This window comes from Amycolatopsis roodepoortensis, assembly GCF_024628825.1.
Classification (GTDB): Bacteria; Actinomycetota; Actinomycetes; order Mycobacteriales; family Pseudonocardiaceae; genus Amycolatopsis; species Amycolatopsis roodepoortensis.
In genome coordinates this window covers 43,232-69,152 of the sequence record NZ_CP102415.1, presented here as the reverse complement: position 1 = coordinate 69,152, position 25,921 = coordinate 43,232, and the positions used below count along the sequence as shown (strand labels likewise).

Below are 25,921 nucleotides of genomic sequence, written 5' to 3'. Positions count from 1 at the left end.
CCCGGTCACCCGGCGGCCAGGCACGTCCGGCACTCCGCGTGCGGCCGTTCCAGGCTGGTGACGAAGCTGTGGTCCATCGTGGCGAGACTGAAGCCGTACTGACAGTTCAGCGCCAGCTTCGGCGCGTTCGTGATCAGGCGCATCACCGCGTGCGCCACCAGATTGCCCGCGACACCGGCCGTCACCGCGTTGGCCGCGTGCGCCGGCAGGCTCGCGGCCGGACGCCACGTCGCCAGCGGCGGACGCGCGGCGTCGCGATCACGCTCGGCGAGCCGCGCGCATTCGTAACACGGCCCCGCGCCCGGGCGGTAGACGCCCAGATTGACCTGCGGGCCGTGGTAACCCCCGTACACCCAGGGCGTACCGGTCGAGGCGCACGCCTGGTTCGTCCACGTCCGGATCTCCGGCGGATGATCGGCGGTCATGATCAAGACGTCACAGTCGGCGGCCAGCCTTCGCAGCGAAGCCGCGTTCCCGATCCGCGTCGGCTCGCCGGTGACCTCGACGTCCGAGTTGGCCGCGCGCAACCTTTCCACCGCCACGTCCACCTTAGGCAGCCCCAGATGTTCCTCGGTGTAAAGGATCTGGCGGCCGAGATTGGACAGTTCGACCACGTCCGGTTCGACGCAGTGCAGGCGTCCCACGCCCGACATGACCAGCCCCAGTGCCGCGGTGCACCCGACGCCGCCCACGCCGACCAGCACGACCCGCGCGCGAGCCAGAAGGACCTGGAAATCCCAGCTCGACGTTCTTCTCGTCAGATCGATCCACCGGTACAGCGACCGGCTTCTCGAGTGGCGTTCGAGTTGCCGCTCGGTCAGGTCGGTGCACGTCGGCTCGTCCGCGTTCTCGACATACCCGAGTTCGGCGAGCTTTTCGATGGCGGCTGTGACCTCATCGGGACGGGTGCCGGGAACCAGACGAGCCAGGTCGGTGACGACCTGGCTCACCGTTCGCGTTCCGTCGAGGAGTTCCAGTAACGCCCACACGGCACCGTCCGAGTCCCTCAACTCGGCGGCGATGCCGAACACCTCCCCGCCGATCCGGATCCAACCGTCGCCGAACCGGACCGGGCGGTGCTCGTCTTTGATACGTGGACGCACCGGAACCCCTCCTCGGTCAACCGTTGTCTCCGCTGTAGACGTGGCGGATCGCGTCAGCACGTTCCACCATCACGATCTCGATCATCGCCGGACACCCCCTCTCCCCCGACCAAGCGGGACGGGACCGGACCACCGCGGCCTCACCCATCGCGTCCGCCCCTCCCCGGTTTTCGACCCGCCCAGTGGCGGGCCCGGCTCTACAATGTAGTACTGTCCCGATGTAGAGGGCTTAAATGTAGAGCTATACATTCACTCCGGTCTACGGGCTCTCTCTGGGCTATACGGGTGATACTGGGGTCACCTTTCGTGACGAGACCTTGAGGAGGTGGTCAGTTCGTGGGCACGCTGACCCCCACCGCCATCAAGCGCTGGATCGCGCTCGAGATGAAGCGCCTCCGGGAAGCGGCGGGCTACGACCGGACCGCCGCGGCCGAGCGCATCGGCAAGGCCACGACGGTCATCGCACATATCGAAACCTCGCGAAACCTGCCCGCACCGGCCGATCTGGAAGTCCTGCTCGATTTCTACGGAGTGCCCGAGCGGGCACCGTTCTTCCGCGACCTGACCAAACGAGCGAAACGCGGCCGCGACTGGTGGATCAACTTCGACCACGGGGTGTTCGACTGGTTCAACCTCTATTTGGGCCTGGAAACCGGTGCCGCCCGGATCAGCACCGTCGACCTGGTCGTACTGCCCGGTTTGTTCCAGACTCGTGATTACGCGCTCGACATCATGAGAGAAGGCAGACGCTGGAACAACAAGGCCGAACTCGAAACCATGGTCGACCTGCGGATGGCGCGCCAAGAGATATTGGACCGCCCTGGGGACGCACCGCATATCTGGTCGATCCTGGACGAGAGCGTCCTACGCCGCCAAGTAGGCGGGCCGGCGGTCATGCGTGATCAACTGGAGCACTTGATCGAACTGTCGGAACGGCCGAACATCGACATTCAAGTGCTCTCCTTCACCGCGGGCGCCCACGGCGCCTCGGACGGCGGGTTCATTCTTTTGGACTACCCGTCCGAATTCGGCGGTGATCCCGGAACCGTGTACGTCGAGAACCGACGCGAAGGCCTCTATTACGAGGACACCGAAGACCTCCGCCGATTTCGCAGTACTTTCGAACGGCTACAGGCACAAGCGGAGCATCCTGGTCGGACACGGTCTTTCATTCAAAACTTGGCAAGGGAACTCAATGAACAATGATTCTTCTCGTCCCACCCTGCTCGGCCTTTCCGGCTGGTGGAAATCGAGCTACAGCGCCGGCGCGAACGGTTGCGTCGAAGTCAACGACTCCGTAAAGGGCTATGTGGGCGTTCGGGATTCGAAGCTCGGCGAGAACAGCCCCGTCCTTGTTTTCGAACCGCACGAGATCAAGGCCTTCGTTCTCGGCGCGAAGAACGGCGAGTTCGACCACCTGCTCTCCTGACCGGTCGTGATCCGTCCCGCCCGGTTCCCACCGGCGGGACGGATCACCTCAGGAAGTCTCAGCCTGACGGCGGCGATAGGCTCGCTGCTGGCAAGCCCTGGAGCAGTAGTCCCGAGGCCTGCCCCGCCCCCCGCCGTCCAGTTCCTTGCCACAGACGACACACTCGCCGCGCTCAGTTTCGTCACGCATTACCTCACGCCCCCGGCTTTCGACCAGCGCCTGCACGCCGTCGAGAGTGCGCTGCAATCCGAATTCGAACGGGTCGAGCGGAGCGTCCATCCCTCCGTCCTTCCACAGCCGCTCCAAGGCCGGGTAGGCGTCCATCCGCTCGAACAGCGACTCACGTTCGCTCCACCAGCGCTCATGGGACACGCCGGTGCGCCGCTGGAGTTCCGCGGTCTCCCCCGCCTGGCGCGCGACGGACTCCACGAATCCGCCGACCAGGTTCACGACCGCGATCACCTGCGCCGGCGCCAGACCACTCCGTGAGGCGACATCCAGCGCGTGGTCGTATCCGGCCATGATGTTCGGCCCTGGCAGCCGCCGGCTCCCGGCACTGTCGACCAGCCACGGGTGGCGGCGATGCATCTCCCATGCTCGCCGCGCCCACCGTTCGAGCCCCGCCCGCCAGCCGAGCCCGTCCGAAGGCTCCATCGGAAACCTGCCGTACACGGCGTCGCGCATGAGTTCGACCAGCTCCGCCTTGCCGGGCACGTACCGGTAGAGCGACATGGTCGTGGTGCCGAACCGTTCCGCGACCTTGCGCATCGACAGGGCGGCCAGCCCTTCCGCGTCCGCGACTTCGACGGCCGCCGCGACGATCCGGCCGAGGCTCAACCCCGGGCGCTCCGGCTCGGGAGTCCCCCACAGCAGCTCGATCGCACGCTCCGGATCCGGCTGCGCGTCGTCTTCCGCCACCCGCACTCCCCTTGACGCTCGTCGCTCGTTCGTGTTTAGCTGATAAACCTCAGTATATCCCATAAACCACTCCACAGGAGCGCTTCAGCATGCCCGAGATCAGGTTCTTCGTGTCCCCCGAGGGTAGAGACGACTGGGCAGGCACCGCCGACCGGCCGTTCGGCACCCCGAAAGCAGCACAGGAGGCCGTCCGCGCCGTCACCGCCGGAATGACCGGCGACGTCATCGTCACCTTCGGCACAGGTGTGCACCATCTTGAGGCACCCCTTGTCTTCGACGACGCACTCGGCGATTCCGGCTCGAACGGTTTCCGCGTGATCTACCAGGCGGACGGCTACGGCACACCGGAACAGGCGAAGGTGGAACTGAGCGGCGGCCGCGAAATCACCGGCTGGACGACGGGCCGCGACGGCATCTGGACGGCACCGATCGGAGCCCTCGCCCCGCGACGGCTCACCGTGGACGGCCGGCCCGCCGTACGAGCGGCCCGCACCGAGGGCCTCCCCGGAACCGTGACGAAAACAGCGACCGGTTACGTCACGGACAGCACGGAGCCGCAATCGTGGCCGGACCCGTCGGGTCTGGAGTTCGTCTACCCCGGCGTCTACCCGTGGTCCGAAGCCCGCCTCGCGGTCGCGTCGATCACCGGCGACGCCACCTCCACCACCGTCACGATGGGCCAGCCCGCTTTCGGCCACGCCAAATCCCTCTACGACTCCAAGTGGTACGGCGCGGGCGGAGACGGCACCTGGGACGGGCTCGCCGCGCCTTCCGTGCTCGAGAACAACGTCGCCTTCCTGACCGAACCGGGCACCTTCGCCGTCAGCCGCACCGAAGGGGACGGCCACGTCCTGCACTACCGTCCCCGCCCCGGCGAGGAGATCGGCAAGACCAGGGTCGTCGCCCCGATGCTCGAGTCGCTCATCACCGGACAAGGCGTGCACGACCTCGTACTGCGTGGCTTCACCTTCGCCGACGCGACCTGGACCGGCGTTGCCCGCACCGGCGGTTACCTGCACTATCACGGCAACGCACGCTACGAGCGGGGCGAGTTCCAGAAGATCGACCTCGGCGCCGAAGTGGGCTACGTCCATGTGCCTGCCGAGCCGGTCCAGTTGCCCGCCAACGTCAGCCTGACGTCGGCGAACCGGGTCACCTTGGAGGGCAACCACTTCACCCGGCTCGGTGCGGGAGCGCTCCTGATCGAGGGTGGCGCCGACGTCGGCATCCGGGGGAACGTCTTCGACGAGATCTCCGGCAGTGGGATCGCCGTCCACGCCGGTACCAGGGTCTCCATCGAGGACAACCTCGTCCACCACATCGGCACCGAGTACCGCGGCTCCCCCGCCGTCCTCGTCGTCGAGTCCGAAGAGACCACCGTGGCCCACAACGAGATCCACGCCGTCCCGCACAACGGCATCGTGATCACCGGCGGCGAGAAGGCCAAGGCCACCCAGGTGCTCTCGAATCTCGTCGAACGCAGCATGGGGAAGCTGATGGACGGCGGCGGGATCTACCTCTCGGCCCCACAGGGCTCGTCGTTCGCGGGCGGGGCGCTGGTCCGCGGGAACGTGATCCGCGACGTCCTCACCTCGTACAACTTCGGGCTGTACGCCGACTACGGCGCGGCGTGGATCACCGTGCTGGGCAACATCGTCTGCCGGGCCGACACCCCGATCGTGCTCCAGGTGGGCCCGCCGATGGAGAACGTCGCCTTCGTCGGCAACTTCTGGGACGTCCTGCCCGACGGCTACGACACCCCGCCCGAGACGGTGGCCGTGGCCGGGAACACCGTGCTGCCGAAGGAAGGCTTCGACGAGGCCGTCCGCGCCGATCCGGCCGCCGCCGACATCCTCGCACGAGCGGGGCGCCGCGGTCTGGAACGATGATCACCGCTCCTGCCGGGCGCGAGTCCGGCAGGAGCCGATCCGGCCACGATTCACGAGGAGAACACGCGCGATGCCCACCCAGGCAACGGAAGCCCCCGGGACCCGCCGGCGCCTCGCGCGGATCGCGACCGAGGTGCTCGCCCCCTGGGTCTGGGTGCTCGGTCTGCCGCTGGTCGTCGCCTGGAAGGTCACCGGCCACCACCTCGGCGAGACCGTGCTGTGGGGACTCGTCGTCGGCGTGACCGGCTCGCTGATCCCGATGGCCGTGATCGTGCGCGGCGCCCGGAAAGGCAAGTGGGACAGTCACCACGTCACGGATCGCGCCAGACGGCTCGTCCCGTTCGCGGTCTGCATCGGCTCACTGGCCGCCGGATTCGTCATCCTCGTCGCCGGCGGTTCCCCGCACGAGATGATCGCGCTCGCGGCCGCCGAACTCGTCTGCCTGGTCGCCGCGCTCGCGATCACCTTCGGGCTGAGGTTCAAGATCTCGATGCACGCGATGGTGGCCGCGGGCGCGGCCGTGATGCTCATCCGCGTCTACGGCCCGTGGCTCGCGCTCCTCTTCCTCGGCGTCGGCTGGGTCTGCTGGTCCCGCGTCGAACTCGGCGATCACACCAAGGCCGAGGTCACGGCTGGAGCGGCCGCCGGCATCGTCCTTGGCGGTGGTGTTTACCTGCTTCTCGAAGCGGTTTTGGCCTGAGCCACGCCGTATAGGTCGTTATACATTCGGGTCGAGGCGCCGGATGCCTTCGGTGAGTTCGGCGATGTCGGCGGCGGCCGCGAAGTTCAGCCGGAGGAACGGTCCGGACGGCTCGGTGGCGAAGAACCTCTCCCCTGCCCCGACCACGACCCCTCGCTCTCTCGCCACGCGAGCGAGCGCGTTCGCATCGCTCCCCGGCGGCAGCCGCACCCACAGGTGCAGACCGCCCTCGGGGAGCCGCGCGATCGTCCACTCAGGACACTTCCCCGCCAGCGCCGCGGCCGCTTTCACGCACCGTTCCCGCAGTTCTGAACCGAGCCTTCGAACGTGCCGTTCCCACGAAGGCGCGCTGAGCAATTCGAGGGCGGCCTCCTGCAGTGGGCGGGAGACGAAGAAGTCGTCGACCCGCCGGATCGCCTTCATCCGGTCGAGCACCGGCCCTCGCGCGATCAGCGCGCCGATCCGGAGGCTCGGCGCGGCGGCCTTGGTCACCGACGTCAGATGGACGACCGTGCCGTCCCGGTCGTCGGTGATCAGCGGACGTGGCGCGGCGGCCCCGTGGGAGAGGTACCGGGCGAAGTCGTCCTCCAGGACGAACGCGCCCGCCGCCCGGGCGACGTCCAGCACCCGCGTGCGCCGTTCGGCCGCAAGCACCGTCCCGGTCGGGTTGTGAAAGGCCGGCTGGCAGTAGAACAACCGGGCTCCGGTCATCGCGAACGCCTCGGCCAGCAGGTCCGGGCGGACCCCGTCGTCGTCGATCGGGACCGGCACCGGCCGGAGCCCCGCCGCCCGCGCGGCGGCGAGCGCCCCCGGGTACGTCGGCGATTCGACGAGGACCGGGCTGCCAGGCGCCGCGATGGCACGGAACGCCATGGACAGCCCGCTCTGCCCGCCGGCGGTGATCAGGACGTCGTCCGGTGACGCACCGGCCGGGCCGGCGAAGACCGACCTCAGCGCGGCCAGACCGGCGGCGGGTGCGCGATCCCAGGCGTCCGGGCGGCGGCCCGCCCGCGCCAGTGCCGCGCTCAAGAAGCGAGTCGCCTGCAGCGACCGATGCGGGTAGCCGCCGTCGAGCAGGATCGCGCCCTCCGGTGGCGGGCCGAGGACGCCGGTGAGGGATCTGGTGTCGACGCTGCGGTCGGTCAGCGCGACCGTTTGCCATGCCGTGTCGAGCGGTTCGCCCGCGGCCGCCGGCTTCGTCGCGACGTACGTTCCGCTCCCGGGACGGGTCACGACCGTGCCCTCGGCGGCCAGCAGGGCGATCGCGCGAGAGACCGTTCCCGGACCGACCCGATAGCGCTCGATCAGCTCCCGGCTGCTGGGCAACCTCTCCCCCGCGGCCGCCGAGCGGACGAGGGAACGCAGCTGGGCGACGAGCGCGGAAGTGCTACTATCCGACATGAAGCTACATGATAGTGCTACTGGAAATCGGGCGGAATCACTACTGGACGTCCCAGCCCTGCGAGCCGATACGCCGGGCAGCGAGAAGGTCGTCCACTTCAACAACGCCGGTTGCGGGCTTCTGGCGAAGCCGGTCCTGGCCGCGATGCTCGATCATCTGAACCTCGAAGCCGAGATCGGCGGATACGAGGCCGCCGCGGCCCGCGCGGCCGAGGTCACCGGTTTCTACGACGAGATCGCCGCGCTCATCAACGCGCGGCCTCGCAACATCGCCTTCGCCGCGAGCGCCACCCACGCCTACTCCACGGCGTTGTCGTCGATCCGGTTCGAGCCCGGCGACGTCGTCCTCACCACCCGCAACGACTTCATCTCCAACCAGATCGCGTTCCTGTCGCTGCGGAAGCGCTTCGGAGTCGACGTCGTGCACGCGCCGGACTCGCGGGAGGGCGGTGTCGACGTCGAAGCGATGGCGGCCCTGATGCGCACCAAGAAGCCGAAGCTGGTCGCCGCCACGCATATCCCGACCAACTCCGGCCTCGTCCAGCCGGTCGCCGAGATCGGGCGGCACTGCCGGGACCTCGGCCTGCTCTACCTGGTCGACGCCTGCCAGTCGATCGGCCAGTACCCCGTCGACGTCGAGGAGATCGGCGCCGACCTGCTCACCTCGACGTGCCGCAAATTCCTGCGCGGGCCACGTGGTTCGGGGTTCCTGTACGTCTCCGACCGCTTCCTCGACGCCGGGCACGAGCCGCTGTTCATCGACATGCACGGAGCCCGCTGGAGCGCGCCCGGCGCGTACGAACCGGCGAAGTCCGCTTCCCGGTTCGAAGAATGGGAATTCCCCTACGCCACCGTGCTCGGATGCGCCGCCGCCGCGAGGTACGCCCGTGAGGTCGGCCTGGAGGCGATCTCACGGCGCACCCCCGCGCTCGCGGCGAGACTGCGGGACGGGCTCGGCGCCATCCCCGGCGTCGAAGTGCTCGACCGGGGCCCGGAGCTGGGCGCGCTGGTGACGTTCTCCATCAAGGGCTGGGAAGCGGTGCCCTTCAAGGAGGCGATGGACGCCCGCCGGATCAACTCCGCGCTCAGCTACCGCGAGTTCGCGCAGTTCGACTTCGGGGACAAGGACGTCGACTGGTGCCTGCGGTTGAGCCCGCACTACTACAACACCGAACGGGAGGTGGACGACGTGGCCGCGGCCGTCGCCGAACTGGCCGCCTGAGGGCGGTTCCGCCGCCTGGACACTGGGGGTGCCCAGGCGGCGGAACGGTCAGGCGCCCGCGAGGCCGCGCCGCTTCAGGAGCGGCTCGATCTCCGGGTCGCGGCCACGGAACGCGCGGAAGGCGGCCATCGGGTCGACGCTGCCGCCCCGGCCGAGGAGTTCGCGGCGGAAGTGGTCGCCGTTCTCCCTGGTGAGCCCGCCGTTCTCCCGGAACCACTGGACGGTGTCGGCGTCGAGGACCTCGCTCCAGATGTAGGAGTAGTACCCGGCGCTGTAGCCGCCGCTGAAGATGTGCGCGAAGTAGGTGGTGCGATAGCGCGGCGGCACGGCTTCCAGCGCGACACCGGCCTTGGTCAGCGCCTCGGCCTCGAACCGCTGGACGTCCTCGACGTTGTCCTCGGTGCCCAGCGCGTGCCATGCCTGGTCGAGGAGGGACGCCGCGAGGTACTCGGTGGTCGAGAAGCCTTCGCCGTACTGCTGCGACGCAAGGAGCTTGTCGATCTGCTCCTGCGGCAGCGGCTCACCGGTCACGTGGTGCTTGGCGTAGTTGGCCAGCACCTCGGGCCAGAGCATCCACATCTCGTTGACCTGCGACGGGTACTCGACGAAGTCACGCGGGACGTTGGTGCCCGAGAACATCGGGTACTCGACGTCCGAAAGCAGCGAGTGCAGCGCGTGCCCGAACTCGTGGAACGCGGTGACGACCTCGTCGAAGGTCAGCAGGGTCGGCTCCCCCGCCGGCGGCTTGGCGACGTTGAGCACGTTCACCACGACCGTCTTGGTACCCAGCAGCCTCGTCTGGTCGACGAAGTTGTTCATCCAGGCGCCGCCGCGCTTCGAGTCCCGGGCGTAGTAGTCGAGCAGGAACAGGCCGAGTTCCGCGCCGTCGGCGTCGAAGACCTCGAAGATCCGGACCTCGGGGTGGTACTTCGGCAGGTCTTCCCGCTCGGTGAAGCTCAGGCCGTACAGCTTGGACGCGGCGAAGAAGACGCCGTCGGTCAGCACCCGGTTCAGCTCGAAGTACGGGCGCAGCGCGGCGGTGTCGACCTCGAACCGGTCCTTGCGGACGCGTTCGGCGTAGAACGCCCAGTCCCACGGCCGCAGGACCGCGCCGGGGATGTCGGCTTCGAGGTACCGCTGCAGTTCTTCGGCCTCCGTCTTGGCGTTGGCGACCGCGACGGGCGCGAGCCGCTCCAGGAGACCGACGGCGGCCTCGGCGGTCTTCGCGGTCTCGTCCTCGATGACGTACGAGGCGTGGTCGGGGAAGCCGAGCACGGCGGCCCGCTCGGCACGCAACCGGACCAGCTGGGCCACGACCTCGTTGTTGTCGAACTCGTTGCCCCGGTTGCCACGGGAGACCGACGCGGTGAAGATCCGCTCGCGCAGCGCGCGGTCTTCCAGCGACGCCAACGCGGCCTGCGCGGTCGGCAGGGTCAGCTTGAGGACGTACTTGCCCTCCTCGCCGGCGGTTTCGGCCGCCGTGGCGATCTCGTCCTCACCGAGTCCCGCGAGTTCGGCGACGTCGTCGACGACCACGGCCAGTTCGTTGGTGTCCTTGAGCAGGTTCTGCTGGAACCGGGTCGACAGCGTCGAAATCCGCTCGTTCAGCTCGCGCAGGCGCTTCTGGTCGGCTTCCGGAAGACCGGCGCCGGCACGGCGCACGTCGGTGTGGTGACGCTCCAGCAGACGCAGCGACTCGGCGTCGAGGCCGAGTTCGTCCCGGCGCTCGAACAGGGAGTTGATCCGGGCGAACAGCGCCGGGTTCAGGTTGATGGCGTCGGCGTGCGCGGCCAGCCGCGGCGCCATCTCGGCCTGCACGCGCTGGATCTCGTCGTTCGCGTTCGACCCGGCGAGGTTGAAGAACACGCTGGACACCCGGGACAGCAGCCTGCCGGACTTTTCGAGCGCGACGATGGTGTTCTCGAAGGTCGGCGGCTCGGCCGAACCGGCGATCTCCTCGATTTCCGCGGCGTGCTCGGCCAGGCCCGCTTCGAAGGCGGGAAGGAAGTGCTCGTCGGCGATCCGGTCGAACGGCGGAAGGGCGTAGGGCAGCTCACTCGGCGCGGCGAACGGGTTGTCCTGCGAAATCATCGGTGTTGCTCCCGGGTCGTCGAAACTGCTGGTCTGGCCACCTTACGGGCAGCGAGGGGCCGGTGGATGCCGTCCGTGGCGGTGACGCCACAGCGGAAGTGGTCACGCTCCGGTGGTACCGCCCACCACCGCGTCGGAGCTGCGTTTTCCCTTGCCGCGCTTGGCTTTGGTCGGGGGTTCGGGTGGGGCGATACCGGCCAGGTCGCCGCCGTTGTCGTTGACGCGCAACACGAACGGACGAGTCTCGGTGTACCGGACGACCGAGACCGAAGCCGGGTCGACCACGATCCGCTGGAAGGAATCGAGGTGCTGGCCGAGCGCGTCGGCGAGGATCGCCTTGATCACATCGCCATGGCTGCATAAGAGCCACACCGCGTTTTCGCCGTGCTTCGCGGTGATCCTCGCGTCGTGCGCGCGAACGGCGGCGACCGCGCGCGCCTGCATCTCGGCGAGCCCTTCCCCGCCGGGGAAGACCGCGGCCGAGGGATGCGCCTGCACTACCCGCCACAGCGGTTCCTTGAACAGATCCTTGAGCGCGCGTCCGGTCCATTCGCCGTAGTCCACTTCGGACAAGCCAGGCTCTTTGAGCTTGTCCAGACCGCGTGCCTCGGCCAGCTTCGCGACCGTTTGGCGGCAGCGGAGCATCGGCGAGACCACCAGTTCCGCGAGCGGGACCGGCGCCAGGCGCTCGACGAGCGCGGCCGCCTGCGCCCGGCCGGTGTCGTCCAGGCCGACCTTGGGCGTGCGCCCGGCAAGGACGCCCGAACCGTTCGCCGTGGACTTGCCGTGGCGCAGAAGGATCACAGTACTCACGTGGCCCACCCTACGTGTCGTGCTTTGCCCACCCCTGCGTTTCGTCCTCTGGATGCGCGGGATCAGATGTGCGGACCCGCGCCGGGGTCGAGGACACCGGTGAAGATCAGCACGAACAGCAGGACGCCGAGCACGAGCCGGTAGATCACGAACGGCACGAAGCTCTTGGTCTTGATGTAGGACATCAGCCAGGCGATGACGGCGTACCCGACGCCGAAAGCGACCAGCGTCGCCAGGATCGTGGGCCCCCACTGCGCCGGGGCGCCGTCCTTGCCGATGTCGGTCAGCTTGTACAGCCCCGAGCCGAACACCGCAGGCAGCGCCAGCAGGAACGAGTACTCCGCCGCCTCCGCGCGGGTGTAGCCGAGCAGCAGCCCGGCGCTGGTGGTGCCACCGGAACGCGAGACACCCGGGATCAGCGCCAGCGCCTGGGCGAACCCGAAGCCGAGGCCGTGCGGCACGGTCAGGTGGTCGAGCGTCCGCTGCTGCTTCCCGATGCGGTCGGCCACCAGGAGGATCAGGCCGAACACGATCAGTGTCGTCGCGGTGATCCGCAGGTCACGGAAGGTTTCGTCGATGGCGTCCTGCAGCAGCAGGCCCAATACCACGATCGGCAGCGAGCCGACGATGATCAGCCAGCCCAGCCGCGCGTCGGGGTCCTGGCGCCAGTCCTTCTTGTAGATCGAGAAGAACCAGGCGCGGAGGATTCTCCCGATCTTGGCGGAGAAGTACAGGATGACCGCGAGTTCGGTGCCGATCTGGGTCACGGCGGTGAACGCGGCGCCCGGGTCGTCCCAGCCGGCGAGCGCCGCGGTGATCCGCAGGTGCGCACTGGAGGAGATCGGCAGGAACTCGGTCAGGCCCTGGACGAGACCCAGGACCAGCGCTTCGAACCAGCCCATCAGGCGACACCGGCCGTTTCGATCGCCTCGGCCGCGATCTCGAGGGCGCGTGCGGAGCCCTCCGGATCCGGCATGGCGGGCGCGACGGTCAGCGTCGTGACGCCGGACCCGGCGAAGGCCTGCATCCGTTCGGCGATGCGCTCCTTCGGGCCCAGCAGCGACGTCGCGTCGATGAACTCCAGCGGGACGGCCTTCATGGCGCCCTCGTAGTCCCTGCCCAGGTACTTCTGCTGGACGTCGGCGGCTTCGCGCTCGAAGCCCATCCGGCAGGCGAGCTGGTTGTAGAAGTTCTTCTCCCGGCTGCCCATCCCGCCGATGTACAGCGCCGCGTACCCGCGGACCGCGTCGGCGCAGGCCTTCCAGTCGTCACCGACCACGAGCGGGACGGTGGGAACGACGTCGAAGCCGTCGAGGGTGTGCCCGGCCTTGTCCGCCCCGGCCTGGATCAGCTTCAGCTGCTCACCGGCGTGTTCGGGCGAGTAGAACACCGGCAGCCAGCCGTTCGCGATCTCGCCGGTCAGCTCGAGGTTCTTCGGGCCGATGGCGGCCAGGTACACCGGGATCTCGTCGCGAACGGGGTGCACGGTCAGGGTCAGCGCCTTGCCGGGCCCGCCGGGCAGGGGCAGCTGGAAGTGGTCGCCGTCGTACCGGACCCGCTCGCGGCTCAGCGCCTTGCGGACGATCTCGACGTATTCGCGGGTGCGGCCCAGCGGCGACGCGAACTTCACGCCGTGCCAGCCCTCGGAGACCTGCGGGCCGGAAACACCCAGGCCGAGGCGGAACCGGCCGCCCGAAAGCGTGTCCAGGGTCGCGGCGGTCATCGCGGTCATCGCCGGCGTCCGCGCGGGGATCTGGAGCACCGCGCTGCCCACGTCGATCCGTGAGGTCTGCGCCGCCACCCATGAGAGCACTGTCGGCGCGTCCGACCCGTAGGCCTCCGCGGCCCAGACGACCGCGTAGTCCAGTTCGTCCGCCTTCTTCGCCAATGCCAGGTTGGCCGCGTCGTTCCCCGCGCCCCAATAGCCCAAGTTCAGTCCGAGTCGCACGGCGTGAATGTATCCACCGGAGAGTCACTCCTCCGTTCAGGGTGTTGACACGGCGATGACCCGCACGGTGGTACTCGATCACGACACGCTCACCTGCTCCGCGTCCCGCACTTGCCTTCCGGCTAGGCTCGCCCGTCGTGGAAAAGCGACAGCTCGGCCGGTCGGGACTTCGGGTCTCGCGGATGGCCCTCGGGACCATGACGTGGGGTGGCGACACCGACTCGGAGGAGGCGGCCAGCCAGCTGGTCGCGTTCGTCGACGCCGGGGGCACCCTGGTCGACACCGCCGACATCTACGGCGAGGGCGAGAGCGAACGCGTCCTCGGTGCGCTGCTCGGCGACCTCGTCCCCCGGGACGACATCGTGCTCGCGACCAAGGCCGTCGCCCGCCGCACCGACGGCCCGTTCGGTGGCGGCGCCTCGCGCGGTGCCCTCTTGAGCGCGCTCGACGGCTCGCTCCGGCGGCTCGGCACCGACCACATCGATCTCTGGCAGCTGCACGCGTGGGACACCACCGTGCCGGTCGACGAGACGCTCGCCGCCCTCGAGTACGCCGTGACCTGCGGAAAGGTCCGCTACGTCGGCGTCTCCAACTACTCGGGCTGGCAGCTCGCGACCGCCGCGGCCCGCAGCTCCGCCGTCGCCCCGCTGGTCTCGACGCAGGTCGAGTACTCGCTGCTGGAGCGCGGGGTCGACCGCGAAGTCGTCCCGGCCGCGGAGCACCACGGCATCGGGCTCCTGCCGTGGGCACCGCTCGGCCGGGGTGTGCTCACCGGCAAGTACCGCACCGGGACACCCGCCGATTCGCGTGGTGCTTCGAGTGTTTTCGCCGGCTATGTCGAACATCACCGGACCGATCGCGCCGCCCGGATCGTGCAGGCGGTCGCGACGGCCGCGGACGGCCTCGGGACGTCGCCGCTGGCCGTCGCGCTGGCGTGGGTCCGCGACCGGCCCGGCGTGGTCGCGCCCGTGGTCGGAGCCCGTGACACCGGTCAGCTGACCGGTTCGCTCACGGCCGAGGAGATCACCCTCCCGCCCGCCATCCGTTCGGCGCTCGACGACGTCAGCGCGATCGAGGTCGGGTACCCGGAACGCGGCCTGTGAGCCGTCTCGAATACTGGATCAGGTGACTGTTGGGTGACGCGGACGTGACGTGGTGGAGTTCGTGGAGGATGCTGGACAGGTCCGTACGACGAGTAGCAGGTGGAGGCACCAAGGTGGGTCGGCTGTCCGCCGTTTCCCGGATCGCGATCCCGCTCGCCGGTGTCCTGGTGCTCTCGTCCTGTAGTACGGACGACACACCGAACGACACCCTGCAGATCGTGCAGAACCCCGTCGCGGCGACCGCGGCGGTCTCCCCCGCGGTGACGGTCAAGCCCGCGGGGTCGGTGTTCGCGACGCCTGGCGTGAAGGCGCTGGTGACCGACGAGGCGAGCAAGACGCTGGTCGTCGCCGTTTCGGAGCCACCGTCGCTGCGTATCTACGATCTCGCCGCCCTGGACGCCCCGAAGGCGACCGTGGCCCTGCCCGGCCCGGCCGAGCGGCTCACCGTCTCCGGATCCCAGGTGCTCGCCAGTGTCCCCGGCAAGAGCCTTCTGGCGAAGGTCTCGCTGCCCGGTGGCGCGCTGGAGACGGTCCCGGTCGCGGGGCAGCCGTCTGCCGGTCTCGCCGCCGGTGACGCGACGCTGGTCTCGGTACGGGACCGCAAGGCCGTCGAGGTGCTGTCGAAGAACGCGGGACCGAAGACCATCACCGGCCAGATCTACAGCGCCGACGACGTGCTGAACACCGGTGACGGCGTGGTCGTCCTCGACAAGCTCCGCACCGCCCTGTTCGCCGTCGACCTCGACGGGGGCAAGATCGGTGAGGGTCTGCGGGCGGGCGACGGTGCGGCCAACGCCGTCACCGACGATCTAGGCCGCGTCTTCGTCACCGACGCGCGGGCGGGCGCGCTGCTGGCGTTCTCCACGACGCCGTTGCTGCTGCGCCAGCGTTATCCCGTTCCCGGCGGCGCGTACGGCATCGCCTACGACCGCACCCGTGGCCTCGCCTGGGTCACGCTCACCGGACGCAACGAGGTCGTCGGTTTCGACGTCCGCGGCGGCGAACCGATCGAGAAGCACCGGTTCCCCACCGTGCGGCAGCCAGATTCGGTCACCGTCGACGAGCAGAGCGGCCGTGTGGTCGTCGGCTCGGCCATCGGAGAAGGGATCCAGGTGATCACGCCATGACAGTCGTGGACGAGGCGGTGGTCGAAGGGGATTGGGAGTACCGGCGGTTGCAGCTTCCGCCCGGTGTTTCCCGGCGTGCGGCGGCGACGCAGCTGTCGATCCACGCCGAGTTCGCCGGTTGGGAGTTGTCGACCGTCCGGCTCTACTCCGATGGGACGCGGAGGGTGTGGTTGCGCCGCAAGCGCACCGCCACACCCCTGCCCGGCCTCATCACCTGAGCTGTAGGGACCTTTCCCCGCATGGTCATTCAGGCGGGTGCGTTTCGCCTGAAGTACATGAAGGCCCCCTTCCTTGCGCCTAGGTACAGGAAGGGGGCCTTCATGTACAGCCGCCGCGGCTCCTGCCGCAGGTCCAGGTCCACAGTCGGAGGCCCCCGTGGCCGCCCACACCTTTCAGCCCTTGAACACCCGGCCGAGCCACTCGGCCCAGAGCGCGTCCTGTTCCGCGGAGTCGACGTCGCCGAACAGGTGATGCATCGCGCACATCGGCCCGGCGAAGCCTCGGACGAACCTCAGTAGCGCGTCCTCGGTCCGGATCCCGACCGTCTGCGCGTTCGTGAAGTAGACCTCGCCGTCCACAGTGGACACCGGTCCGGTGGACAGCCGGACCCGGTCCCCCGTCTCCGGCCGCCCGGCCAGGCCGAGCTCCCGGCCGAGCGTCGGCCAAGCGCTGTCCCAGTCCGAGATCATCGGCCCGAACACCGTCACCGGAACGGCCTTCCGGCCGGCGAAGCGGTTGAGGTACTCGACGAGGGTGCGGAGGAACAGCTGACCGCCGGCGGTCATCGCCTCGAACTCGTCTTCCCAGTCGTCGCCGGGCAGGAAGCCGCTCGTCACGGTCCGCAGCACGGTGCTGCCGCCGGAGCGGCCCTCGATGAGGAACTCGTAGGCGACGAAGCGCCCGTCCGGCGCGGGTTCCGTGCCGTAGACGAGCCGTTCCAGCGGGTCCCACGACGTGATCGCCGAGGTGGGTTCGAAGCCGCCGAAAGCGGTCTTCACCGTTCCTCCGACGCCTCCGTCGACCTCGTTGCGCCCCATGAACCACGACGTGATCCCCGGCCCGGTCGCGATGGCGTCCCAGACCTGTTCCGGTGTCGCGTCGACCTCGACGCGGTCGGTGATCTCGAATTCGTGGCCCATTCAGCGCTCCTCGGGCTCGGTGCGGACGCTCGGGTGGACGGCGACGACGATCCGGTGGTCCCGGCCCTGTTCGGCGCCTTCGTCGTGGTACTTGCTCACCAGGTTCGTGATCGCGACAGTCAGTTCTTCGGCGAACGCGGCCCGGTCCGCGGCGGAGGAGAACCGCACCTCGCCGTCGATCGCGAAGGTCGCGACCCGTTTGCGCGCCTTGGTCGCGCCGGTGATCAGCAGGCCGACGTCGCGCACCAGCCTGCCCGCCACGGCGAGCAGCCAGCGCGCGGACAGCCGGTCGGGTGACTGGGCCGGATCGGGTTGCACGGCCGAGAGCGCCGTCGGCGAGATGACGTACGAAGACGCCGTCGCGCGCATCATGCGCTCGGTGACGTTGCCCTTCCGCCGCTCCTCGACGAGCTCGACCAGTCCGTGCTTCTCCAGCGCGCGAAGGTGGTAGTTCACCTTCTGTCTCGGCAGGTCCACCCGCGCGGCCAGCATCGTGGCCGACGCCGGTTCGGCGAGTTCGGCGAGCAGCCTGGCCCGGACCGGATCAAGCGACACTTCGGCCGCTTCCGCGTCCTCGATCACCGCAACGGAGAACATGCAAAGACGGTGTCACCGAAAACAGAACTTGTCAAGACAGTCCGCGTTGTCGGCGAGCCTGGTTCGCCAGCGCCAGAAGACGGGGAATCACCTGCGGGGCCGCCTCGAGCGGGACGACATGCCCGACGCCAGGCAGGACCACGGCCGTCCCGTTCTCCACCGCGCCCGCCAGCTCCTCGACGTCCGCTGTCGGCACGAGCTTGTCGCGCTCCCCCACGATCGCCGTCACCGGCACCGCCCCGACCTGCGACAACGCCGATTCCCGCGTGTAGGCGTCCAGCGCGGGGCGGAACGCGGAGACCGTCTGTGGCCAGTTGCCGCGGATCATCCGCACGGTCAGTTCGACATCGGCGGGCACCGGGTCGTCGCCGAAGAGCCACCACCGCAGCCCCGCGGTCACCGCCTTGCTCGTATGCTCCCGCACCAGGCCGATCAGCTTCGTCCCGAAGACGATCTCCAGGTCGCGGCCGAGTTTCCCGAGCGCGTTCGGCCAGATCGCGTCCGGTGTGACACCGCCCGCAGACATGGCGAGCAACCCGATTCCGGCCACCCGCGCCGCGAAGACGTCCGGATGGCGCTGGGCGAGCGACAGGATCGCGAGGCCGCCCATGTCATGGCCGACCAGGACCACCTTGCCGCCGGGAACCACCTTCTCGAGTACCTCGGCCAGATCGTCGGCGAGGTGCCCCATGGTCGCCGACGAGGCCCGGACCTCACCGGATTCGCCGTGGCCGCGCTGGTCGTAGGCCACCACGGCCAGCGGCTCCTCCGTAGACGCCTCGGCCAGCACCGGCGCGATGGCACGCCAGCTTCGCCTGTCGAGGGCGTACCCGTGAAGGAGCACCACGGTCACCGGCGCCGACGGATCACCCCAGCGCTCGAAGTGCAGGGGTGTTCCGTCGGCGGCCAGCAGACCGGGCATCAGGCAGAACGGAGGAAGCGGTCGAGTACCCGCACGCCGAACTTCAGCGCGTCGACCGGGACCCGCTCGTCGACCCCGTGGAACAGCGCCGAGAAGTCGAGGTCCGCGGGCAGCTGCAGCGGGGCGAACCCGAAGTTGCGGATCCCGAGGGACTGGAACGACTTCGCGTCGGTGCCGCCGGAAAGCATGTACGGGAGCGTGCGAGCGCCCGGGTCCTCGGCGAGGACCGCGTTGGTCATCGCGTCGACCAGTGCGCCGTCGAAGGTCGTCTCGACCGGCGGCAGCTCCATCCATTCCTTCTCGATGTCCGGGCCGAGGATCTCGTCCAGTTCGGCGTTGAACGCCTCCAGCCTGCCGGGAAGGATCCGGCAGTCGACCGAAGCCTCCGCGACGGACGGGATGACGTTCGACTTGTAGCCCGCGGTGAGCATCGTCGGGTTCGCCGTGTCGCGCAGGGTCGCGCCGATCATCCGGGAGATGTTGCCGAGTTTGGCGACGGAACCCTCGATATCGTCCTCGGGGAAGTCCCAGCCGGTGATCTCGGTGACGCCGTCCAGGAATTCGCGGACGGAGTCGGTCATGACCAGCGGGAAGCGGTGGTTGCCCAGCCTCGCGACGGCTTCGGACAGCTTGGTGACGGCGTTGTCGCGGTGGATCATCGAGCCGTGGCCGGCGGTGCCGCGCACCCGCAGCTTCATCCAGCGGATGCCCTTTTCGGCCGTCTCGATGAGGTACGCGCGGACGTTGTCCTTCAGCGTGATCGAGAAGCCACCGACCTCGCTGATCGCCTCGGTGACACCTTCGAACAGCTCGGGCCGGTTCTCGACCAGCCACTGCGCCCCGTACTTGCCGCCCGCCTCTTCGTCGGCCAGGAACGCGAACACGAGGTCACGCGGCGGGACGATGCCGTTGATCTTGTAGTGGCGGGCCAGCGCGAGCGCCATGCCGCACATGTCCTTCATGTCCACCGCGCCGCGGCCCCAGACGTAGTCGTCCTGGATCGCGCCGGAGAACGGGTGCACCGACCACTCCGAGGCGTCGGCGGGAACGGCGTCGAGGTGACCGTGGATCAGGAGCGCGCCGCGCGACGGGTCGGCGCCCGGGAGCCGGACGATCACGTTGTGGCGGTTCTTGCCGCCGGACTCGACGTAGGTGATCTCGTAGCCCGCGTCGGTGAGCTTCTCGGCGACATACTCCGCCGCGGCACGTTCACCGACCAGCGTGTCCGGGTCACCCGTGTTGGTCGTGTCGATGCGGATCAGTTCACTGGTGAGGGTGACTGCCTCTTCGGCGGCTGCTTCGATCAAATTCGGTTCGGTCACCAGGCATTCCTACCATTGGCGGAGCCTGTCGACCCGCTGCCACCGCGTGGTGGACGGCGTGTGACCGCCCACCCCCGCGGTGGCACGGCATCCGATCACCGAGCAGGCGCTGGAGTTTGATCGGGTGCCTGGTGATCACCGGAGGGACGCACGGTGCCCTTCCCCGCCACCATCGCGACGACAGCCTGGCCGAACGCGGCGACGCACATCAGGATGAGCGGTGCCTGCCAGCCCGAGCTGACGGAGTGCAGCAACCCGAACAGGACCGGTCCGACCGCCGCCAGCAGATAGCCGACCGACTGCGCCATCGCCGACAGCGCTCCCGCTCCGGCCGCGTCCTGGGCACGCAGGCCGAGGAAGGCCAAGGCGAGCACCAGGCAGGCGCCGCCACCGAAGCCGAGGACGATGGTCCACACCACGGCCCATTCCGGCGCCAAGAGCAGTCCGACGTAGCCGGCGAGCATGATCAGCGAGTTCACCGTCGCCAACCCGCGCTGGTCACGCGCTCGGCGCAGCAACGCGGGTGCGGCCAGGCTCGTCAGCACCGCGACTACCTGGAAGAGGAACAGCAGCCACCCCGCCGAGGCCGGGCTGATCCCGGTGTCCTGGACCACCCCGGGCAGCCACGTCACGACGACGTAGAAGCCCAGCGACTGGAGTCCCATGAACGCCGTGACCGCCCATGCCAGGCCCGATTTCCAGGGCAGCCGATGTCCACCGTGCACCGTCGCCGCGACCGGCGGAGGCGTCCGCAGTTGCGGCGACCACAGCGCGATCGCCAGCAGCGCGAGCACGATCCAGCAGCCCAGCGCGGTCGACCACCCACCGGGCGCGACCTCGCTGATCGGCACGGCCACGCCGGAGGCCACCGCCGCGACACCACCCATGACCGTGGCGTACGCGCTCGTCAGCAGGCCCACTTTCGTGGGGAAGTCGCGTTTGATGAGGCTCGGCAGGAGCACGTTGCCCACCGCGATACCGGCCCCGATCAGTACGGTCCCGCCGAACAGGCCGGCCACCGTCGGGATCCACCGGATCGCGATCCCCACCGTCAGCACCACGAGCGCGCCGGCGAGGACCCGCTCGGGCCCGCGGCGCGCGGCCAGCCGCGGCACCAACGGCGAGATAACCGCGAAAGCGAGGAGGGGCAACGTGTTCAACAGACCGGCCACGGCAGCCGACAGCCCCAGGTCGGCCTGCACTTGATCCAGCAGCGGTCCGACACCGGTCAAGCTGGGCCGCAGGTTCGCCGCGATGACCAGCAAACCCCAAAGCAATAGCGCCTGACCGGAACGACGCGTCGGCCGTTGTGCGTCCAATGCGGAACTCATGTCAGCCGGCCGCCCTAGTGCAACAGTTCTTCATGCGCCCATATTCGGGTCATCCCGCGTCGGCAACCAGGCCATGCTTAGGCTGGCCCCCACAGGGCTACCCTGACTGGTACGCCCTTGGCGAATGGCACCGTAAGCTGAGGGTCATGGGTACGCCGTTGGGTGACTTCATCCGAGCCAAACGAGACGCTATCCAGCCGGAATCCCTGGGGCTGCCGGACCGAGGCCGTCGCCGGTCACCAGGACTACGCCGTCTGGACCTCGCCGCTCGAGCGGGCATCAGCATGGAATACCTGGCCCGCATCGAGCAGGGGCGCGACCGCAACCCGTCCACCGCGGTCGTGAACGCGATCGCCGACGCGCTCAGCCTCGGCACCTCGGAGCGTAACCACCTGCGTTATCTCGCGAAGATCACCGGGGACGAATGCTCCGCCCATTTCAAGCCCGCGCCGCCGCGCCGTCAGGTGCGTCAGTCCGTCATGGACACCTTGCGCATGCTCGAACAGGGAATCGCCATCGTGACGAACAGGCTGGGCGACGTTCTCGCCTACACCGGCACGTACGCGACGGTCACCAGCGGAACCGGTCTGCTCGACGCCGAAACACCGAACATCACGCGCTACGTCTTCACCGATCCACGCGCGCGCACCTTCTTCACCGATTGGGACGCCATCGCCGACGAGCAGGCGTTCGACCTGTGGCTCGCGCCCTCCGTCGAAAATCTCGAATGGCTCACCGCCGAGCTGATTCCGCTCGCGGGCACCGACTTCACCCGCAGGCTGAACCGCCATGAGGTACCAAGGCGAGGCGTGCTGCGACTCAAGCATCCGGCCGGCCCTGAGCTTCGGCTGACGCGCGAAACACTGGAGTTGCCAGCCGATGATCAGCAGATCGTCGTGTTCCTGCCCGCGGACGACCGGACGGCACAGGCCGTCGACCAGTTGCACCGGCAGTCCCGAGGTCGACTGCGTTCCATCTCGTGAAACTCGCCGGGACCCGACATAGTCCCGGTACCCGTTTCGATCCGGCACAACGGCGTGCGGCTTCGACAAGAAAGCAATCACCAGGGGGATCACTTTGCGCCGAGCCGAATAATCGCCGTGCCAGCTGATCGAATCAGATAACCGCCTTCCAGCCGACAGGACGAGCATTCGTCCCGTCGCTTTGTCGTGCCGATGAACATCGAGCCCATATCGCACCTGTCGAACCGAAGAGTTTGTTCACCATAAGTTCCAAATGGGGATTCTCCTGACCCTGGCGGCGCTCATCGCCGTTTTCGCCACGGGTCCATTAAGGCATCGCATGAAAAGATCCAAACCCCGGTGGTCCACATAGTGGTAACCACTCGATCGGACCAGTTGGACCTGCCGATCATTGGTTAGCATGGGAGCGACTGGGGCTGAGGAATTCAACTGGGGAAGTCTTTTGCCGAGATGGCTTTTGCACTGGGGTCGATGGCGTGCGCCATCAACGAGGAGGGAATTTGCCCACCGTAGGAGTAGTAGGGGCAGGCGTCATCGGGTCTTGCGTTTCCCTGTTTCTGGCACAATGCGGCGTGCGCGTGCATTGCGTGGATCGCGGACGGCCAGGGGGACTCACCACGGACGCCAGTTTCGCGAGGCTGAGCGCATATCAGCAGCCGACCTACCGGCGTTTCGAGTTGAGTCATGCGGGAATCATCGAGCACGCGCATTTCGCCGGACTGTTCGATTCGGCACCCTGGTGGCATCCGACCGGCAGCCTGGCCTGGGCCGGCGCGGACGGCAGATGCGGCGTCAGCACCCGGTCCTTCGTCGAGGAAGCCGAGCGACTCCGTTCCTGGGGGTACCGCGTCATCTGGCATGACGCGGCGAAAGTGAGCCGGGAGCTGGAGCCCGCCATCCCCTTCTCCCCAGCCCAGACGCCGGTCGCGCACCTGACCGAGGAAGGCTGGATCGACGGGCCGCTCATGGTCTCGTCGGTGCTGGACGCGGCGAAATCCATCGGCGAGGTGACCTTGTCGAACGCCGGCGTCCAGGAGATCGAACTCCGCGGCCGGCAGGTGACGGCGCTCCGGTTGGACGACGGGGAACGCCTCGAGGTCGACGCCGTCGTCAACGCGGCCGGGCCGCAGGCCCCAGCCGTGGCGGCGACGCTCGGGTCCCCCATGGTCAGCGGTATCGCCGACCGCAGCAGTCTCGTACTCGACCTGGCCGGTGACAGTGATCCGTTGCGGCACGTCCTGCGCGGGGCGGAACTACACGCGCGTTCCGCCGGTCCAGGCAGGGTGCGGGTACGGTCCGAACAGGTCGACGCCGTTCTGACCGGTGAGGCCGAGTCCGACCTCGGCCGCGACAATGTCGAGAACCTGCTGGATCGCGCCTACCGCACGATTCCGGCACTGAAAGCCTTCACCATCGAACGAAAACGCATCGGTACCGCGGTGTTCCCCGCGGATGGCCTGCCCAGCGCCGGAGCGTTGTCGACCGTGTCCGGATACTACGAGGCGTTCGCCAACAGCGGCGTCATTCTCGCTCCGCTCATCGGGCGGGCATTGGCGACCCAGATAACCACCGGCGAAATCCCTTCACTCTTGCGCGACTGTTCACCCGATCGTCTCCGGGTAGCCGCGTAAACGTCAATCAAACCATCGAGTAGTTCATTGCCATACGTCCCTAGGGGGAAGCATGTCCACCGCATATCCAGATCTCAGGGAATCCGCGTTTTCCGATCTCAAGGAATTGACCCGGAAACTGGCGGCCGAGGAACCGTCGGAGATTCGACAGATGCGCACCGGAACGCTCAGCGAAGCACCGGGGTCCTACGATCAGTACTTCACCACATGGGATTTCGCGAACGGCATCGTTCGCGACTATTCGATGAATCTCTATCAGCTGGTCCGGATGGCCCACGACGAGAGCCTGCCCGTCGAGAACGTGTTGACGGTCTTCCGGACGTGGGACCCGATCTACAGCAAGTACCTCGGCTACAGCGGTTTCCCGACGCTGGCGGAGTACGCCGAGCGGATCCACGCCCCCGTGGCGGACCGCCGTGAGCTCGTGGACAGGTTGTCCGCCTTCACCGAATACGTCAACCGGCTGACCGCCTGGTCGCACCACTATTTCCCCTGGCACGTCGGCGAGCACTATCGCTACAACTCGAGCGACCTCGCGCTGCGGCAGCAGTACAACCCCACGCCGGTCAGCGTCGAGGAGGAGCCGTCCCGGCGCGTTCCCATCCGGCTGACCTGGGAGCCGCTCGGCCTGAGCGTCGACGCCGAGCTCGCCTGCGACCTCAACGAGCAGCTGTGCGGGGACTTCCTCGACTGCCTGCCGTTCACGGTGCTGCAGGACCATGCCGTGGTCAGCGGCGAATCCATGTACGCGTGGGCGCCGTTGGTCAGCGTGGCACCGACACCGGTGACCGAACGCATCTGCGACGCGCCGCCCGGACGGCTCCGGTTCAGCCAGGCGACCGGCAACAAGCTGATCGTCCAATACGGACCGACGACGGAGACACTGCGTGGCCCCGTTCTCGGCAAGGTGGCCGACGAGCACATCGACCGGCTGCCCAAGGTCGGCCAAGCGGTCTGGGAAAGCACCTTCCGCACGAAGGACCTCATCTGGATCACCGCGGAACGCCTCTGACCGCCGGGTTCCGGCGGACACGCACCGAAGTCGTAGGAGAGGCAAGAAGTGACCAGTACCTCCAGTAAGCCGACCAGGGATCTGTTGTTCCCCGATCTGAGCGACTCGATCGAGGAACGTATCGCCTGGTTCCAGCACCAGCACCGGGTCGAGCCACTGCGGCACCGTCCGGAATACAACCTGTGGGAGGTGTTCCGATACGAGGACGTCCAACGGGTGCTCAAGGACCCGGACACCTTCTCGGTGACCAACAAGACCCACATGGGTCTGCCGTTCTCGTTCGGCCGGGCCGACATCCAGGAGCACCGCTTTCTGCGCAGCTTCGTGGCCCGTTCCTTCGTGCCGGGCAACATCGAAGCCCACGCGTCCGACTTCGCACCGATGGTCGACGCGTTGCTGAAGCCCGCACTGGCTTCCGGTCGCCTGGAGGTCCTCGGCGACCTCGGCTATCCGTTGATGGAGCACGTGATCGGGCATCTGTTCGGGCTGCAGATCCCCGGGCCCGACCGCTTCCGGCAATGGTCGGACCAGATGTTCGGTCAGCTCGTCGGGATCTTCCAGCCGGATCACGCCGAGGTCGTCGGCATGCTCACCGATCAGCTCGATCAGCGTAAGCGCAAGCCGACCGGCGACCTGATGAGCGCGTTGCTGCAGGCACGGGCGAAGGACGACCGGCTGCCGGAAGAGAAGATCATCCACATGTGCCTGGACCTGGTGACGGCGGGCAACGCGCCGACGTCGCTGCTGCTGTCCTACATGTTCGCCAGGTTCTGCCGGAATCCGGAGTTCTACCAGGCCCTGCGGAGCGATCCTTCGCTGATCCCCGGGGCGATCGAGGAGGTCTTGCGCTTCGACTTCTCGTGGTTCAACCTCTGGCGCACCGCGCGGCACGACACCGAACTGGGCGGACGCGAGATCAAAGCGGGCAGCTACATCGTGGTCTGGGACTCGGCGGCCAACTTCGACGAGACCCGGTTCCCGCAGGCGCACCGGTTCGACATCACGCGCTCGCCGAACCCGCATCTGACCTTCGGGCAGGGAATGTACATCTGCCTGGGACTGCCGCTGGTACGCACGCTCGGCCGTGTCGTGGTGGAGCGAGTGGTCGAGACCTTCGAGGAGATCCGCTTCGATCCTGAACGTCCGATGCGGAGTCAAGAGCAGATGATCGACTACGTGGTCTCGCTCGACACGCTCGTGTCGCCGGCGAACACGACCGTTTCCCGGTAAGCGCGGGCAG

24 protein-coding genes are annotated in these 25,921 nt (G+C 68.2%); 12 read left to right on the top strand and 12 right to left on the bottom strand.

Annotation, left to right across the window (positions count from 1 at the left end):
* Positions 1-5: 5 nt before the first annotated feature.
* Positions 6-1,103, bottom strand: coding sequence for a HesA/MoeB/ThiF family protein (locus tag NQK81_RS00320; protein ID WP_257486476.1), 1,098 nt, complete (start codon positions 1,101-1,103; stop codon positions 6-8).
* Between the two features lie 336 nt (positions 1,104-1,439).
* Between NQK81_RS00320 and NQK81_RS00315 the strand changes: the two genes are divergently transcribed.
* Positions 1,440-2,309: a helix-turn-helix domain-containing protein gene (locus tag NQK81_RS00315; RefSeq protein ID WP_257486475.1), complete on the top strand. Its 870-nt coding sequence runs from the start codon at positions 1,440-1,442 to the stop codon at positions 2,307-2,309.
* Positions 2,299-2,532, top strand: a complete 234-nt coding sequence (locus NQK81_RS00310) for a DUF397 domain-containing protein (RefSeq protein WP_126733114.1) — start codon at positions 2,299-2,301, stop codon at positions 2,530-2,532. The genes NQK81_RS00315 and NQK81_RS00310 overlap by 11 nt, the downstream gene beginning before the upstream one ends.
* Before the next feature lie 48 nt (positions 2,533-2,580).
* Here NQK81_RS00310 and NQK81_RS00305 read toward each other — a convergent pair whose 3' ends face one another.
* Complete coding sequence (locus tag NQK81_RS00305; protein WP_257486474.1) at positions 2,581-3,450, bottom strand: TetR/AcrR family transcriptional regulator; 870 nt, start codon at positions 3,448-3,450, stop codon at positions 2,581-2,583.
* Positions 3,451-3,539: 89 nt separating this feature from the next.
* On the opposite strand from NQK81_RS00305, the gene NQK81_RS00300 reads away from it, so the two are divergent.
* Positions 3,540-5,339: a right-handed parallel beta-helix repeat-containing protein gene (locus NQK81_RS00300; protein WP_257486473.1), complete on the top strand. Its 1,800-nt coding sequence runs from the start codon at positions 3,540-3,542 to the stop codon at positions 5,337-5,339.
* Between the two features lie 70 nt (positions 5,340-5,409).
* A complete protein-coding gene (locus tag NQK81_RS00295; protein ID WP_257486472.1) occupies positions 5,410-6,039 on the top strand; it encodes a phosphatase PAP2 family protein in 630 nt (209 codons plus the stop codon).
* A gap of 18 nt (positions 6,040-6,057) precedes the next feature.
* On the opposite strand, the gene NQK81_RS00290 is transcribed toward NQK81_RS00295, so the two are convergent.
* Positions 6,058-7,440: an aminotransferase-like domain-containing protein gene (locus NQK81_RS00290; RefSeq protein ID WP_257486471.1), complete on the bottom strand. Its 1,383-nt coding sequence runs from the start codon at positions 7,438-7,440 to the stop codon at positions 6,058-6,060.
* Here NQK81_RS00290 and NQK81_RS00285 point away from each other — a divergent pair.
* Entirely contained in the window at positions 7,439-8,662 is a 1,224-nt protein-coding gene (locus NQK81_RS00285; protein ID WP_257486470.1) for an aminotransferase class V-fold PLP-dependent enzyme, read from the top strand. The two genes, NQK81_RS00290 and NQK81_RS00285, sit on opposite strands and share 2 nt — an antisense overlap.
* A 48-nt stretch (positions 8,663-8,710) precedes the next feature.
* On the opposite strand, the gene NQK81_RS00280 is transcribed toward NQK81_RS00285, so the two are convergent.
* From NQK81_RS00280 to NQK81_RS00265, 4 genes are all read right to left on the bottom strand, one after another.
* Complete coding sequence (locus tag NQK81_RS00280; RefSeq protein ID WP_257486469.1) at positions 8,711-10,753, bottom strand: M3 family metallopeptidase; 2,043 nt, start codon at positions 10,751-10,753, stop codon at positions 8,711-8,713.
* A 102-nt stretch (positions 10,754-10,855) separates the two neighbouring features.
* Positions 10,856-11,566: a histidine phosphatase family protein gene (locus NQK81_RS00275; RefSeq protein WP_257486468.1), complete on the bottom strand. Its 711-nt coding sequence runs from the start codon at positions 11,564-11,566 to the stop codon at positions 10,856-10,858.
* A 62-nt stretch (positions 11,567-11,628) separates the two neighbouring features.
* Positions 11,629-12,468 carry an undecaprenyl-diphosphate phosphatase gene (locus tag NQK81_RS00270; protein WP_257486467.1) on the bottom strand — a complete coding sequence of 280 codons (840 nt, stop codon included), beginning with the start codon at positions 12,466-12,468 and terminating at the stop codon, positions 11,629-11,631.
* Positions 12,468-13,514, bottom strand: coding sequence for an LLM class F420-dependent oxidoreductase (locus NQK81_RS00265; protein ID WP_257486466.1), 1,047 nt, complete (start codon positions 13,512-13,514; stop codon positions 12,468-12,470). Before NQK81_RS00265 ends, NQK81_RS00270 begins: the two co-directional genes overlap by 1 nt.
* Positions 13,515-13,651: 137 nt before the next feature.
* Here NQK81_RS00265 and NQK81_RS00260 point away from each other — a divergent pair, with 137 nt between their 5' ends.
* From NQK81_RS00260 to NQK81_RS00250, 3 genes are all read left to right on the top strand, one after another.
* Positions 13,652-14,617 carry an aldo/keto reductase gene (locus NQK81_RS00260; protein WP_185927109.1) on the top strand — a complete coding sequence of 322 codons (966 nt, stop codon included), beginning with the start codon at positions 13,652-13,654 and terminating at the stop codon, positions 14,615-14,617.
* A gap of 113 nt (positions 14,618-14,730) precedes the next feature.
* Positions 14,731-15,744, top strand: coding sequence for a YncE family protein (locus NQK81_RS00255; protein ID WP_257486465.1), 1,014 nt, complete (start codon positions 14,731-14,733; stop codon positions 15,742-15,744).
* Positions 15,741-15,962 carry a DUF5703 family protein gene (locus tag NQK81_RS00250; RefSeq protein ID WP_016334446.1) on the top strand — a complete coding sequence of 74 codons (222 nt, stop codon included), beginning with the start codon at positions 15,741-15,743 and terminating at the stop codon, positions 15,960-15,962. Before NQK81_RS00255 ends, NQK81_RS00250 begins: the two co-directional genes overlap by 4 nt.
* Positions 15,963-16,136: 174 nt before the next feature.
* On the opposite strand, the gene NQK81_RS00245 is transcribed toward NQK81_RS00250, so the two are convergent.
* The 5 genes from NQK81_RS00245 to NQK81_RS00225 all read right to left on the bottom strand — a co-directional run bounded on the left by NQK81_RS00245 (position 16,137) and on the right by NQK81_RS00225 (position 21,055).
* Entirely contained in the window at positions 16,137-16,883 is a 747-nt protein-coding gene (locus NQK81_RS00245) for an SRPBCC family protein (protein WP_257486464.1), read from the bottom strand.
* Positions 16,884-17,480: a winged helix-turn-helix domain-containing protein gene (locus NQK81_RS00240; RefSeq protein ID WP_007029600.1), complete on the bottom strand. Its 597-nt coding sequence runs from the start codon at positions 17,478-17,480 to the stop codon at positions 16,884-16,886. It abuts the gene before it with no gap.
* Between the two features lie 31 nt (positions 17,481-17,511).
* A complete protein-coding gene (locus tag NQK81_RS00235) occupies positions 17,512-18,402 on the bottom strand; it encodes an alpha/beta fold hydrolase (RefSeq protein ID WP_257486463.1) in 891 nt (296 codons plus the stop codon).
* Positions 18,402-19,724 carry a M20/M25/M40 family metallo-hydrolase gene (locus tag NQK81_RS00230; RefSeq protein WP_257486462.1) on the bottom strand — a complete coding sequence of 441 codons (1,323 nt, stop codon included), beginning with the start codon at positions 19,722-19,724 and terminating at the stop codon, positions 18,402-18,404. Before NQK81_RS00230 ends, NQK81_RS00235 begins: the two co-directional genes overlap by 1 nt.
* A gap of 95 nt (positions 19,725-19,819) precedes the next feature.
* Complete coding sequence (locus NQK81_RS00225; protein WP_257486461.1) at positions 19,820-21,055, bottom strand: MFS transporter; 1,236 nt, start codon at positions 21,053-21,055, stop codon at positions 19,820-19,822.
* Positions 21,056-21,201: 146 nt separating this feature from the next.
* On the opposite strand from NQK81_RS00225, the gene NQK81_RS00220 reads away from it, so the two are divergent.
* The 4 genes from NQK81_RS00220 to NQK81_RS00205 all read left to right on the top strand — a co-directional run bounded on the left by NQK81_RS00220 (position 21,202) and on the right by NQK81_RS00205 (position 25,911).
* Positions 21,202-22,038 carry a helix-turn-helix domain-containing protein gene (locus NQK81_RS00220; protein ID WP_257486460.1) on the top strand — a complete coding sequence of 279 codons (837 nt, stop codon included), beginning with the start codon at positions 21,202-21,204 and terminating at the stop codon, positions 22,036-22,038.
* Between the two features lie 476 nt (positions 22,039-22,514).
* Positions 22,515-23,669 carry an NAD(P)/FAD-dependent oxidoreductase gene (locus NQK81_RS00215; RefSeq protein ID WP_192742324.1) on the top strand — a complete coding sequence of 385 codons (1,155 nt, stop codon included), beginning with the start codon at positions 22,515-22,517 and terminating at the stop codon, positions 23,667-23,669.
* 52 nt (positions 23,670-23,721) lie between these two features.
* The gene (locus NQK81_RS00210; protein ID WP_257486459.1) at positions 23,722-24,681 is read left to right on the top strand and encodes a cucumopine synthase-related protein; all 960 of its coding nucleotides are present in this window, start codon (positions 23,722-23,724) and stop codon (positions 24,679-24,681) included.
* 48 nt (positions 24,682-24,729) lie between these two features.
* Positions 24,730-25,911 carry a cytochrome P450 gene (locus tag NQK81_RS00205; protein ID WP_257486458.1) on the top strand — a complete coding sequence of 394 codons (1,182 nt, stop codon included), beginning with the start codon at positions 24,730-24,732 and terminating at the stop codon, positions 25,909-25,911.
* Positions 25,912-25,921 lie beyond the last annotated feature (10 nt).

Bases quoted from the DNA above. Each gene is read 5' to 3' on its own strand.
- NQK81_RS00240 (WP_007029600.1), bottom strand. From the start codon at position 17,480: ATGTTCTCCGTTGCGGTGATCGAGGACGCGGAAGCGGCCGAAGTGTCG.
- NQK81_RS00270 (WP_257486467.1), bottom strand. From the start codon at position 12,468: ATGGGCTGGTTCGAAGCGCTGGTCCTGGGTCTCGTCCAGGGCCTGACC.
- NQK81_RS00210 (WP_257486459.1), top strand. From the start codon at position 23,722: ATGTCCACCGCATATCCAGATCTCAGGGAATCCGCGTTTTCCGATCTC.
- NQK81_RS00220 (WP_257486460.1), top strand. From the start codon at position 21,202: ATGGGTACGCCGTTGGGTGACTTCATCCGAGCCAAACGAGACGCTATC.
- NQK81_RS00280 (WP_257486469.1), bottom strand. From the start codon at position 10,753: ATGATTTCGCAGGACAACCCGTTCGCCGCGCCGAGTGAGCTGCCCTAC.
- NQK81_RS00310 (WP_126733114.1), top strand. From the start codon at position 2,299: ATGAACAATGATTCTTCTCGTCCCACCCTGCTCGGCCTTTCCGGCTGG.
- NQK81_RS00290 (WP_257486471.1), bottom strand. From the start codon at position 7,440: ATGTCGGATAGTAGCACTTCCGCGCTCGTCGCCCAGCTGCGTTCCCTC.
- NQK81_RS00295 (WP_257486472.1), top strand. From the start codon at position 5,410: ATGCCCACCCAGGCAACGGAAGCCCCCGGGACCCGCCGGCGCCTCGCG.
- NQK81_RS00300 (WP_257486473.1), top strand. From the start codon at position 3,540: ATGCCCGAGATCAGGTTCTTCGTGTCCCCCGAGGGTAGAGACGACTGG.
- NQK81_RS00235 (WP_257486463.1), bottom strand. From the start codon at position 18,402: ATGCCCGGTCTGCTGGCCGCCGACGGAACACCCCTGCACTTCGAGCGC.
- NQK81_RS00250 (WP_016334446.1), top strand. From the start codon at position 15,741: ATGACAGTCGTGGACGAGGCGGTGGTCGAAGGGGATTGGGAGTACCGG.
- NQK81_RS00285 (WP_257486470.1), top strand. From the start codon at position 7,439: ATGAAGCTACATGATAGTGCTACTGGAAATCGGGCGGAATCACTACTG.
- NQK81_RS00225 (WP_257486461.1), bottom strand. From the start codon at position 21,055: ATGAGTTCCGCATTGGACGCACAACGGCCGACGCGTCGTTCCGGTCAG.
- NQK81_RS00245 (WP_257486464.1), bottom strand. From the start codon at position 16,883: ATGGGCCACGAATTCGAGATCACCGACCGCGTCGAGGTCGACGCGACA.